12 protein-coding genes are annotated in these 12,026 nt (G+C 57.8%); 8 read left to right on the forward strand and 4 right to left on the reverse strand.

The window, feature by feature from the left end; translation table 11 throughout:
- On the reverse strand, positions 1-1,538 hold a 1,538-nt coding region (locus KGB14_RS18915; protein WP_317851035.1), incomplete at its 3' end, for a M10 family metallopeptidase.
- Between the two features lie 217 nt (positions 1,539-1,755).
- Between KGB14_RS18915 and KGB14_RS18920 the strand changes: the two genes are divergently transcribed.
- Positions 1,756-2,400 carry an MBL fold metallo-hydrolase gene (locus KGB14_RS18920; RefSeq protein ID WP_223488257.1) on the forward strand — a complete coding sequence of 215 codons (645 nt, stop codon included), beginning with the start codon at positions 1,756-1,758 and terminating at the stop codon, positions 2,398-2,400.
- A gap of 117 nt (positions 2,401-2,517) precedes the next feature.
- Entirely contained in the window at positions 2,518-3,243 is a 726-nt protein-coding gene (locus KGB14_RS18925) for an OmpA family protein (protein ID WP_223488258.1), read from the forward strand.
- A 252-nt stretch (positions 3,244-3,495) separates the two neighbouring features.
- On the opposite strand, the gene KGB14_RS18930 is transcribed toward KGB14_RS18925, so the two are convergent.
- Positions 3,496-3,930 (reverse strand): YhcB family protein, encoded by a 435-nt coding sequence (locus KGB14_RS18930; RefSeq protein WP_223488259.1) that lies wholly within the window; start codon positions 3,928-3,930, stop codon positions 3,496-3,498.
- A gap of 144 nt (positions 3,931-4,074) precedes the next feature.
- On the opposite strand from KGB14_RS18930, the gene KGB14_RS18935 reads away from it, so the two are divergent.
- The 3 genes from KGB14_RS18935 (at position 4,075) to zapE (ending at position 7,284) form a co-directional block, all read left to right on the forward strand.
- On the forward strand, positions 4,075-4,719 hold the full coding sequence (locus KGB14_RS18935) for an alpha/beta hydrolase (protein ID WP_223488260.1): 645 nt from the start codon (positions 4,075-4,077) through the stop codon (positions 4,717-4,719).
- A 24-nt stretch (positions 4,720-4,743) separates the two neighbouring features.
- On the forward strand, positions 4,744-6,099 hold the full coding sequence (locus KGB14_RS18940) for a tryptophan--tRNA ligase (protein ID WP_223488261.1): 1,356 nt from the start codon (positions 4,744-4,746) through the stop codon (positions 6,097-6,099).
- 90 nt (positions 6,100-6,189) lie between these two features.
- Positions 6,190-7,284 (forward strand): cell division protein ZapE, encoded by a 1,095-nt coding sequence (gene zapE, locus KGB14_RS18945; RefSeq protein ID WP_223488262.1) that lies wholly within the window; start codon positions 6,190-6,192, stop codon positions 7,282-7,284.
- Between the two features lie 170 nt (positions 7,285-7,454).
- Here the strand turns inward: zapE and KGB14_RS18950 are convergent, their stop codons facing one another.
- A complete protein-coding gene (locus tag KGB14_RS18950; protein ID WP_223488287.1) occupies positions 7,455-8,351 on the reverse strand; it encodes a GlxA family transcriptional regulator in 897 nt (298 codons plus the stop codon).
- Positions 8,352-8,595: 244 nt separating this feature from the next.
- Between KGB14_RS18950 and KGB14_RS18955 the strand changes: the two genes are divergently transcribed.
- Positions 8,596-9,732 (forward strand): acyl-CoA dehydrogenase family protein, encoded by a 1,137-nt coding sequence (locus KGB14_RS18955; protein ID WP_223488263.1) that lies wholly within the window; start codon positions 8,596-8,598, stop codon positions 9,730-9,732.
- A gap of 132 nt (positions 9,733-9,864) precedes the next feature.
- Here KGB14_RS18955 and KGB14_RS18960 read toward each other — a convergent pair whose 3' ends face one another.
- Positions 9,865-10,905, reverse strand: coding sequence for an NADP(H)-dependent aldo-keto reductase (locus KGB14_RS18960; RefSeq protein ID WP_223488264.1), 1,041 nt, complete (start codon positions 10,903-10,905; stop codon positions 9,865-9,867).
- Between the two features lie 245 nt (positions 10,906-11,150).
- Here KGB14_RS18960 and rplM point away from each other — a divergent pair, with 245 nt between their 5' ends.
- The gene (gene rplM, locus KGB14_RS18965) at positions 11,151-11,579 is read left to right on the forward strand and encodes a 50S ribosomal protein L13 (RefSeq protein ID WP_007905295.1); all 429 of its coding nucleotides are present in this window, start codon (positions 11,151-11,153) and stop codon (positions 11,577-11,579) included.
- Positions 11,580-11,593: 14 nt separating this feature from the next.
- Positions 11,594-11,986, forward strand: a complete 393-nt coding sequence (gene rpsI / locus KGB14_RS18970) for a 30S ribosomal protein S9 (RefSeq protein WP_003205364.1) — start codon at positions 11,594-11,596, stop codon at positions 11,984-11,986.
- The last annotated feature ends 40 nt before the right edge of the window (positions 11,987-12,026 follow it).

The raw sequence follows: 12,026 nt of genomic DNA on the forward strand, positions 1-12,026 counted from the left end.
ACCAGGGCCAGCTCGGCGGCCTGATCAAGGAAATAATCATCGTTGCCCTTGCCACCGATCAGGGTGTCCACACCGGCGGCGCCATTGAGCTGGTTGTTGCCATCGTTGCCGGTGATCACATTATTCAAGGCGTTGCCGATGCCATAGGTATTGGCCGTGCCGGTCAGCGTGAGGATTTCCAGGTTGTTGCTCAGGGTGTAGCTCGACGAAGAGCGCACGGTGTCGATTTCGCCAGCCAGGGTACTGGTTTCAACGATCACGTCACCGATGTTGTCGACGATGTAGGTGTCGTTGCCGGTGCCGCCAACCATGTAGTCGGCACCGATACCGCCGTCCAGTATGTTGTTGTTGGCGTTGCCGTTTATGACGTTATTCAGGGCATTGCCGGTGCCGTTGAGGTTGGCCCCGTCCACCAGGATCAGGTTCTCGACATTGTTGCCCAGTGTGTAGTCTATGTAGGAGTAGACCGTGTCTATTTCCGAGAGCAGTGGGCCACGTTCAATGACCACATCGCCGACATTATCGACGATGTAGCTGTCATTACCTGCACCGCCATCCATGCTGTCCGCGCCAGACATACCATTGAGAAGGTTGCTCAGTGCGTTGCCGATCAACGAGTCGTCAAACGCCGAGCCGTAGGCGTTTTCGATCTTCGCGCCAAAGGCAATCGCCAGCCCTTCATTGAACGCGTCGCCATTCGGGTCGGTGAACGCTTGGCCGATCTGGCTGAACTGACCTTCATTGAGGTTGATGCGCACCGCAGCCAACTGGTTGCTGGCGTCGATGGCATCGATACCGCCGGCATCCCAGATGGTTTCGAACACCGACTGGGTCGGTGCCCAGGAATATACGTTGTTGCCCGTCATCCACAGGTTGTTGGCGCCATACAGGCTCTGGATGGCCAGAATATCGAGCAGCATCGGTGTTGTGGGTTGGTAGGAGTACGAGTTGTTGTAACTCATGACGGTCAATGCGACGTCATCCAGCGCCGGATCGAGCGTGATTGTGTTTGAACCCCCAGGCGCGAACGGGTGCTTGAGACCTATCGCATGACCGATTTCATGAATAAACGTCATGAAATCGTAGCTGCCTTTGTCGGGTGTGGCATCGTTGGTAGTTGGTCCGATCCAGACGTCTCCACCGTTAGGGTCGTCGGAGGGGAAATAGCCCCATGCCGCTGCGCCAGCGTCCATTTGCGTATAACCACCGAAGCGCAAATCGCCCACGTTGATGACGTTATCGCTGGTCAGCCGGAAGGTAATATTGGCAACTGCACTCCAGGAGGCGAGCGCGCCGGTAACCGCAGTTTGCTGCGCCGCGGTCAATGCGTACATGTCCTTGTACTCATTGTCGGCACTGTAGTTGGTCGCGAAGTAAGACGTACCAGGCGCCATGAAACTGTACGTCAGATTGGTAACAGCCCCCGGGACCCACCATTTGGAGCTTTCCCATTGGAAGCCGGAGATTAAGCTGTCAACGGCTTTAATGCCGGTCAGCGAAGAAGACGAGCTATCGGTATAACCAGTGGGACGTGGCATGTGAAATTCCTGGGGTAGGCTGCGGCCCTTCCTGGATGTGGCCGCTACAATCTGCAATTCTGCATGAGAAATAGCGCCATTGACATCATATGGCCACTATTTTTTTGGGAATGAGACCGACGTATGACGGCTCCAGTTTTTGTATCGGCCACAGCCGTCTAATCCTGAGGGCCTCCACTTATCTGCACAAGACTGCCTTGCTTCCCCAGGACCCTTTATGAACGCCGTAAAACCCACTCTCATCCGCGAAACCTTCCCCGTCGGCCCGTTGCAATGCAACTGCACAATCATCGGCGACCCGATCACCAAAAAAGCCATCGTCGTCGACCCGGGCGGTAATCACGAACTGATCCTCGCGCGCCTCGACGCCTTGGGCCTGAAGGTGGTCAGCATCATCCATACCCACGCGCACCTGGATCACTTCCTGGCCTCCGGGCAGCTCAAGGAGAAAACCGGCGCGACGCTGCACCTGCATAAAGAAGATCAATTCCTCTGGGACAATCTGGAGATGCAGTGCCAGATGTTCGGCGTGCCTTACACCCCCGTGCCATCGCCGGATCGCTGGTTGGCCGATGATGAAGAACTGGCTTGCGGGTGTGGCGTGGCGTTGCACACGCCGGGTCATACGCCCGGCTCCATGAGCTTTTGGTTTTCAGAGGCTAAGCTGCTGATTGCCGGTGATACGCTGTTCAAGCGCGGGGTAGGGCGCACGGATTTGTGGGGTGGCGATCAGGCGACTCTCGTGCGTTCGATCAAGCAACGGTTATATACCCTCGACGAAGAAGCAACCGTAGTGACCGGTCATGGTCCGGATACGTGTCTGGGCGATGAAATGCGCGGTAACCCTTTTGTGCGGGCCTGATGCTGCAGTTGTGAAAGGCACGACGGAATTTTTGTCGTTGTCCATGATCCAACGCCCGCAAAGGTTCATTGCTTAAGTCCGCTGCACCACAGAATGCAAAAAAAGTAGGAGCTCTCCATGTTCACCTCGCGTCGTTTGATTATTGTCGCTACTGCTGTGGCTTTGTTGTCCGGTTGCGCATCGCAGAACCCTTATGACAACCAGGGTCAGGCTGATGGCGGCACTACGGGCATGAGCAAAACCGCCAAATACGGTGGCCTCGGTGCCTTGGCGGGTGCGCTGGCCGGTGCTGCCATCAGTCACGATAACCGTGGCAAGGGCGCGCTGATTGGCGCCGCCGTAGTGGGGGCTTCCGCCGCCGGTTACGGGTACTACGCCGACCAGCAAGAGAAGAAACTGCGGGCCAGCATGGCCAACACCGGGGTCGAAGTGCAGCGTCAGGGCGATCAGATCAAGCTGATCATGCCGGGCAACATCACATTCGCCACCGATTCGGCGAACATTGCTTCAAGCTTCTATCAGCCACTGAACAACCTGGCGGGCTCGCTCAAGGAGTTCAACCAGAACCAGATCGAGATCGTCGGCTACACCGACAGTACCGGCAGCCGTCAGCACAACATGGACCTGTCTCAGCGTCGTGCCCAGAGCGTGGCGACTTACCTGACCTCTCAGGGTGTCAGCGGCACCAACCTGTCGGCGCGTGGTGCCGGGCCGGATAACCCGATTGCCAGCAACGGTGACGTCAATGGCCGGTCACAGAACCGTCGCGTCGAGGTCAACCTGAAGGCGATTCCAGGTCAGGAATATCAGCAGCAGGGTCAGCCTGTTCAGCAGTATCAGTAACAGCCTGACTGAATCCCAGGCGTACAGAAACCGCCCGATCCTCAACAGATCGGGCGGTTTTTTATCGTCTGTTCAGGCCCTATCGCGAGCAGGCTCGCTCCCACATTAGACCGAGTTGCTGGATCGGTACGCGGCCATCTGTGGGAGCGAGCCTGCTCGCGATGAGGCCCGCGCTGGCAAAAGCCATCAGAAACAAAAAAAGCCCTCGGACAAGCGATTGTCCGAGGGCTTTTTGTGTCGCGCGAAACCTGATTACTTCTTCAGGCCATAATGCTCATCAAGCATGCCCGGCGCGTTCGGGGCTTTGGGGGCGTAATCGCGAGGCGGTTCCTGATCGCGCGGTGGCGTCAGGCGTTCCCGTGGAGCCTGCGCCGCGTCGGCGTGCAGGGCAGCCAGCAAGCGTTGGCGAGTCTGCTCGTCCAGGGCCAGACGGTTGGCGCCCTCGGCGAGATGATCCTGCACTTCCTGATAGCTCTGAGTCAGTTTCTTGACCAGCGTTGCAGTGCTGTTGAAGTGGGTGACCACTTCGTTCTGATACTTGTCAAAACGTTCCTGAATGTCATCCAGCTGACGTTGCGTGCTGCTAGGCGCGGCATTCGGCACCAGGCGAGCGATCAGGAATCCAATGGCGACACCCACAACCAGGGCAAGAGTCGGTAACAACCAAACTAAGAGCGAGTGTTCCACGAGTCCTTCCTCTATAAACGGCTTTGCTTTACGTTAACGGCTCGAACCTGCGCTGTATACCGCGATTCACTCGCAATAGATTGGCACAGACAATTGGCTAGACGAGTCGACCCGATTTGAGGTCACGGAGTTCCTTCCTTGCTTATGCGCGAAACCCCTGTAGTGATTGATGGCCCGGTCGGCCAACTGGAAGCCCTGTACTTGAATAACGAGGGGGCCAATAACGAGCAGCCCCGCGGCCTGGCGCTGATCTGCCACCCCAACCCGGTGCAGGGCGGCACCATGCTCAACAAAGTCGTCTCGACCTTGCAGCGCACCGCCCGCGACGCCGGTTTGATAACTTTGCGCTTCAACTACCGTGGCGTCGGCGCCAGTGAAGGCGCGCACGACATGGGCACTGGCGAAGTCGACGATGCCCAGGCAGCGGCCGAGTGGCTGCGGGCCAGACATCCAGACTTGCCCCTGACCCTGTTCGGTTTCTCCTTCGGCGGATTTGTTGCAGCCAGTCTCGGCGGGCGACTGGAAGCCAAGGGCGAACAACTCAAGCATGTGTTCATGGTCGCGCCCGCCGTCATGCGTCTGGGCGATCAGGATCAGCTACCGCAACAAGGCACACTGACACTGATTCAGCCGGAAACCGACGAAGTCATCGATCCGCAGCTCGTTTACGACTGGTCCGACGCACTCGATCGCCCCCATGAGCTGCTGAAAGTGGCAGAATGCGGACACTTTTTTCATGGCAAGCTGACCGATCTCAAGGATCTGATCCTGCCGCGTCTTTCGAATTGATTGCAGTCTGACAAGCGATTACCCATGACGACTCGTACCCGTATCCTCACCGGCATCACCACCACCGGCACGCCGCACCTGGGCAACTACGCCGGTGCCATCCGTCCGGCGATCATCGCCAGCCGTGACAGCAATGCCGATTCGTTCTACTTCCTGGCCGACTACCACGCCCTGATCAAATGCGATGACCCGCTGCGCATCCAGCGCTCGCGTCTGGAAATCGCCGCGACCTGGCTGGCCGGTGGCCTGGACGTGGATCGCGTGACCTTCTATCGCCAGTCCGACATCCCGGAAATCCCTGAACTGACCTGGCTGCTGACCTGCGTGGCCGCCAAGGGCCTGCTCAACCGCGCTCACGCTTACAAAGCCTCGGTGGACAAGAACATCGAGACCGGCGAAGACCCGGATGCCGGCATCACCATGGGCTTGTACAGCTACCCGGTGCTGATGGCCGCGGACATTCTGATGTTCAACGCCCACAAGGTGCCGGTCGGTCGTGACCAGATCCAGCACGTGGAAATGGCCCGGGACATCGGCCAGCGCTTCAACCATTTGTTCGGCCAGGGTAAAGAATTCTTCACCATGCCCGAAGCGTTGATCGAGGAGAGCGTCGCCACGTTGCCCGGTCTCGACGGTCGCAAGATGTCGAAAAGCTACGACAACACCATTCCGTTGTTCAGCAGCGCCAAAGAGATGAAAGACGCGATTTCGCGGATCGTTACCGACTCCCGTGCCCCAGGCGAAGCCAAGGATCCAGACAATTCGCACCTGTTCACCTTGTTCCAGGCCTTCGCTACGCCGGCACAATCCGACGAGTTCCGCAGCGAATTGCTCCAGGGCCTGGGTTGGGGCGAGGCGAAAAATCGTCTGTTCCAGTTGCTGGACAACGAATTGGGCGAATCCCGCGAGCGTTATCACCAGTTGATCGAGCGCCCGGCGGATCTGGAAGACATTCTGCAGATCGGCGCCAAAAAGGCCCGCTCGGTGGCGACACCGTTCCTCCACGAACTGCGCGAGGCGGTCGGCCTGCGTTCTTTCGTCGCTCAGACCCAAGTCGCGGCCACTACCAAGAAGAAAGCTGCGAAAGCCGCGCGCTTTGTCAGCTTCCGCGAAGATGACGGCAGTTTCCGCTTCCGTCTGCTGGCCGCCGATGGCGAACAACTGCTGCTGTCGCGCAACTTCGCCGATGGCAAAACCGCAGGGCAAGTGACCAAGCAACTGCAATCCGGTCAGCCATTGGACGTGCGCAGCGAAGACTTGAGCTTCAGCGTCTGGCTGGAAGGCGAGTGCGTTGCCGACAGCCCGGCCTTCGCCGACACCACGGCTCGCGACGCTGCCATCGACGCGCTGCGGGTTGCCCTGACACCGGTTCAGGAATAAACAACGGCTCGGTCCGACCAAGGGCCGATTGCCATTCCCACAGGCCGTCGCTACAGTGACGGCCCGTTTTTGTTGCCTTGCTAACGAATTATGACGCCCCTAGAACGATATCAAGCTGATCTGAAACGCCCGGAATTCTTCCACGATGCTGCCCAGGAAACGGCGGTGCGTCATTTGCAGCGCCTGTACGACGATCTGGTCGCTGCCTCGCAGAACAAACCAGGCCTGCTCGGCAAACTGTTTGGCAAGAAGGATCAGACACCGGTCAAGGGCCTGTACTTCTGGGGCGGCGTTGGTCGCGGCAAGACTTACCTGGTCGACACCTTCTTCGAAGCGCTGCCGTTCAAGGAAAAGACTCGCACTCACTTCCACCGCTTCATGAAGCGCGTGCATGAAGAGATGAAGACCCTGGGCGGCGAGAAAAACCCGCTGACCATCATTGCCAAGCGCTTCTCCGACGAGTCGCGAGTGATTTGTTTCGATGAGTTCTTCGTCTCCGACATCACCGACGCCATGATTCTTGGCACGCTGATGGAAGAGCTGTTCAAGAACGGCGTGAGCCTGGTCGCAACCTCGAACATCGTGCCGGACGGTCTGTACAAGGATGGTCTGCAACGTGCGCGCTTCCTGCCGGCCATTGCGTTGATCAAGCAGAACACCGAGATCGTCAACGTCGACAGCGGTGTCGACTATCGTTTGCGTCACCTCGAGCAGGCGGAACTGTTCCACTTTCCGCTGGATGAAGCCGCCCAGGAAAGCCTGCGCAAAAGCTTCCGGGCCCTGACGCCGGAATGTACGGCAGCCGTCGAGAACGACGTACTGGTGATCGAGAACCGCGAAATCCGTGCCGTGCGCACCTGCGATGACGTGGCCTGGTTCGACTTCCGCGAACTCTGCGACGGCCCACGCAGCCAGAACGATTACATCGAACTGGGTAAAATCTTCCACGCGGTGTTGCTCAGCAATGTCGAGCAAATGAGCGTCACCACCGACGACATCGCCCGACGCTTTATCAACATGGTCGACGAGTTCTACGACCGTAACGTGAAGCTGATCATTTCTGCCGAAGTCGAGCTCAAAGACCTCTATACCGGCGGTCGCCTGAACTTCGAGTTCCAGCGCACGCTTAGCCGCTTGCTGGAAATGCAGTCACACGAATTCCTGGCTCGGGCGCACAAGCCGTAGGGCTTTTCGGAAAGTAAAAGGGCCTGCATTGCAGGCCCTTTTTCGTTCACCGCAGAACCCATGTGGGAGCGGGCTTGCTCGCGAAAGCTATCTGACATTCAACATTGATGTTGACTGAACCACCGCTTTCGCGAGCAAGCCCGTTCCCACATTGGATGTGCGTCTAGTCCTTAAGCCGCCTGCTGAAACTGCTGCCGATACTGATTCGGCGACAACTCGGTGTGCTGGCGGAACAGCCGCGCAAAGAAGCTCGCATCGTCGTAACCGACTTCATAGCTGATGGTCTTGATGCTCTTGCGGCTGCCGGACAACAAGCCCTTGGCCGTTTCGATGCGCAGTCGCTGCAGATAATGCAGCGGTTTATCGCCGGTGGCGGTCTGGAAGCGGCGCATGAAGTTGCGGATGCTCATACCGTGTTCGCGGGCTACGTCTTCGAAGCGGAACTTATCGGCGAAGTGCTCTTCGAGCCAATGCTGGATTTGCAGGATGATCACGTCCTGGTGCAGTTTCTGCCCGCCAAAACCGATCCGTCCCGGCGCATAGCTGCGTTGCACTTCGTAAAGAATGTCGCGGGCCACGGCCTGGGCCACGTTGGCGCCGCAAAAGCGCTCGATCAGGTAGATGTAGAGGTCGCAGGCCGAAGTGGTGCCGCCGGCGCAATACAGATTGTCGGCGTCGGTCAGGTGCTTGTCCTGATTGAGTTGAACTTGCGGGAAGCGTTCGGCGAAGGCGTTGAAGAAGCGCCAGTAAGTGGTTGCTTCCTTGCCATCGAGCAGCCCGGCTTCGGCGAGCCAGAACACCCCCGTGGCTTCGCCGCAAAGCACTGCCCCGCGAGCGTGTTGTTCGCGCAGCCATGGCAGGACCTGCGGATAACGTTTGCAGAGCGTGTCGAAATCGTCCCAGAAGGCGGGGAGGATGATGACATCGGCGTTTTCCAGGCCGCCGTCCACCGGCATGATCACATCACTGAAGCTGTTGACCGGTTTGCCGTCGGGGCTGACCAGCCGGGTTTCAAACGCCGGTGTCAGGCCGTGGCCCAGTTGTTTGCCATAGCGCAGGCTGGCCAGATGGAAAAAATCCTTGGCTTGCATGAGGGTGGAAGCGAAAACCCGGTCGATAGCCAGGATACTGACGCGCCGCAAGGGCTTGGAGACATGGATAGACATAATTCAACTTTATTCTTATAGGGGAAAGTGGTCACCAGACGGCTGGATCGTCTTATTTTTTGTCGGATGTGTCCAGTGTCCTGTATCGGAAGCGAGGCTTAGTCTCTGAAGGACAATTCCGTCTGACAATAACGACAGGTGCCGCATGATTCCCAGAACCTTGTTCAGCTCCGAGCACGAACTTTTTCGCGACAGCGTGCGAACGTTCCTCGAAAAAGAGGCCGTGCCGTTCCATGGACAATGGGAAAAACAAGGCTATATCGACCGCCAACTCTGGAACAAGGCGGGGGAGGCGGGGATGCTTTGTTCCCATCTGCCGGAAGAGTACGGCGGGCTGGGGGTGGACTTTCTCTACAGTGCGGTGGTGATCGAGGAGGTTGGCCGTCTGGGGTTGACCGGGATCGGCTTTTCTCTTCATTCGGACATTGTCGCGCCTTACATCCTGCATTACGGCAGTGAAGCGCTGAAACACAAGTACCTGCCCAAACTGGTGTCTGGCGAGATGGTGACGGCCATTGCCATGACCGAGCCCGGGGCCGGTTCTGACCTGCAAGGGGTGAAAACCACTGCCGTGCTGGATGGTGATGAATACGTGATCAATGGTTCGAAGACCTTTATCACCAACGGCTTTCTGGCTGACCTGGTCATTGTCGTGGCCAAGACTGATCCGAAGGCGGGGGCGAAGGGCACCAGTCTGTTTCTGGTGGAAGCCAACACGCCGGGCTTCGCCAAGGGCAAGCGTCTGGAAAAGGTCGGCATGAAGGCCCAGGACACGTCGGAACTGTTCTTTCAGGACGTTCGGGTGCCCAAGGAAAACCTGCTGGGCCAGGCCGGGATGGGATTTGCTTACTTGATGCAGGAATTACCGCAGGAGCGTCTGACGGTCGCAGTCGGCGGCTTGGCGTCAGCTGAAGCGGCGTTGCAGTGGACGCTGGATTACACCCGTGAGCGCAAGGCTTTCGGCAAAGCTATCGCCGACTTCCAGAACACCCGCTTCAAACTCGCTGAAATGGCAACCGAAATCCAGATCGGCCGGGTCTTCGTTGATCGCTGCCTGGAACTGCATCTGCAAGGCAAACTCGACGTGCCGACAGCGGCGATGGCCAAGTACTGGGGCACCGACCTGCAATGCAAGGTGCTCGATGAATGCGTGCAATTGCATGGCGGTTACGGGTTCATGTGGGAATACCCGATCGCTCGGGCGTGGGCGGATGCGCGGGTGCAGCGGATTTATGCCGGGACCAATGAGATCATGAAGGAGATTATTGCGCGGTCGCTTTGATGCGCCTGTGATTGTTAGACCGCTATCGCGAGCAGGCTCGCTCCCACATTGGATTTATGTCTGACCACCATTTTGTGATCGGCACGGATCCATGTGGGAGCGAGCCTGCTCGCGATTGGGCCTATGAATCAATCAAGGCGCAGGATTGGGCTGATCCTGGTGAATCGCCTCGATCCCCGCCAACACTTCATCGGAAAGTTTCAGCTCGAAGCTGGCAATGTTGCTGTCCAGTTGCTCAAGCGTCGTCGCACCGATGATGTTGCTGGTCACGAATGGCTGCCGGGTGACGAAGGCCAGTGCCATCTGCGCCGGATCCAGACCGTGTTCACGGGCCAGGGCTACATATCGGCTGCACGCCGCTTCCGATTGCGGATTGAAATAGCGGCTGAAGCGGCTGTAGAGGCTCAGACGACCTTTGGGTGGACGCGCGCCACCTTCGTACTTGCCCGACAGGAAGCCGAATGCCAGCGGCGAATAGGCGAGCAAACCGCACTGTTCGCGGATGGCGATTTCCGCCAGGCCGACTTCGAAGCTGCGATTGAGCAGGTTGTAGGGGTTCTGGATCGACACCGCACGGGGCCAGCCACGGGCTTCGGCGAGGGCAAGGAAACGCATGGTGCCCCACGGGGTTTCGTTGGACAGGCCGATGTGGCGGATCTTGCCGGCCTTGACCTGTTCGTCCAGTGCTTCGAGGGTGTCTTCCAGCGGCGTGAGGTTGACCTCGCTCTTGTGCTTGTAGCCCAGTTGTCCGAAGAAATTGGTGCTGCGTTCCGGCCAGTGCAACTGATAGAGGTCGATGTAATCGGTCTGCAAGCGCTTGAGGCTCGCATCCACTGCCTGGACGATGTTCTCGCGGTTGTGCTTGAGGTTTTTATCGCGGATGTAGTCGATGGTATTGCCTGGACCGGCGATCTTGCTTGCCAGGATCCAGTCGGCGCGATCGCCGCGACTTTTGAAGTAATTGCCGATGTAGCGCTCGGTGGTGGCGTAGGTTTCGGCCTTGGGCGGCACCGGGTACATTTCGGCGGTGTCGATGAAATTGATCCCGGCGCTCTTGGCTCGTTCGATCTGGGCGAAGGCTTCAGCTTCGCTGTTTTGCTCGCCCCAGGTCATGGTGCCGAGGCAGATTGCACTCACGTTCAGATCGGTACGGCCTAGCTGGCGATAGTCCATCGGGTGCTCCTTGGGCAAAACAATCATAAAAGCAGGTTGAAATATTTTTCGCAATCTGCATAATTGCGCACCTCTTTCTGCAGTGGAAGTGATGCGCCGCCGCCGAAGAATCTTGCCGTTGAACGGACGCGCCGACCCGAGCCCCCGAAAGCGTCTGTATCCGGCTGCCTTTGACTTGTCAAAGTACGCACTATTCAGTAAGATCCGCCGTCTAATTTACAGGGCGGCCCCTGAGGCTATAAAGAATGAAAACTTTTACTGCTAAACCGGAAACAGTACAGCGCGACTGGTTTGTCGTCGACGCTGCAGGTCAGACCCTGGGTCGTCTGGCCACCGAAATCGCGAGCCGTCTGCGTGGCAAGCATAAAGCTGAGTACACTCCTCACGTTGACACCGGCGATTACATCGTCGTTATCAATGCCGAGCAGATTCGTGTAACCGGTGCTAAAACCACCGACAAAATCTACTACTCCCACTCCGGTTTCCCGGGCGGCATCAAGTCGATCAACTTCGAAAAGCTGATCGCTAAAGCCCCTGAGCGCGTGATCGAGACCGCGGTCAAAGGCATGCTGCCTAAGAACCCGCTGGGTCGCGACATGTATCGTAAGCTGAAAGTCTATGCGGGCGCTGTACACCCTCATACTGCTCAGCAGCCCCAAGAACTGAAGTTTTAACGGAATAGTTCATTATGTCGGCGACTCAAAATTACGGCACTGGCCGTCGCAAGACCGCAACCGCACGCGTTTTCCTGCGTCCGGGCACTGGTAACATCTCCATCAACAATCGTTCGCTGGATAATTTCTTCGGCCGCGAAACTGCCCGCATGGTAGTTCGTCAGCCGCTGGAATTGACTGAGACTGTCGAGAAGTTCGACATCTACGTCACCGTGATCGGTGGTGGTGTAAGTGGTCAAGCTGGCGCAATCCGCCACGGTATCACTCGCGCTCTGATGGACTACGACGAAACTCTGCGCGGTGCTCTGCGCAAAGCCGGCTTCGTAACCCGTGATGCACGTGAAGTTGAACGTAAGAAAGTCGGTCTGCGTAAAGCGCGTAAGCGTCCGCAGTACTCGAAGCGTTAATTCGCTTTCACGTTCAAAAAGAACGCCCAGTTTCCTCGCG

The organism is Pseudomonas sp. A-RE-19, from assembly GCF_019956555.1.
In the GTDB taxonomy this organism is placed as follows: domain Bacteria; phylum Pseudomonadota; class Gammaproteobacteria; order Pseudomonadales; family Pseudomonadaceae; genus Aquipseudomonas.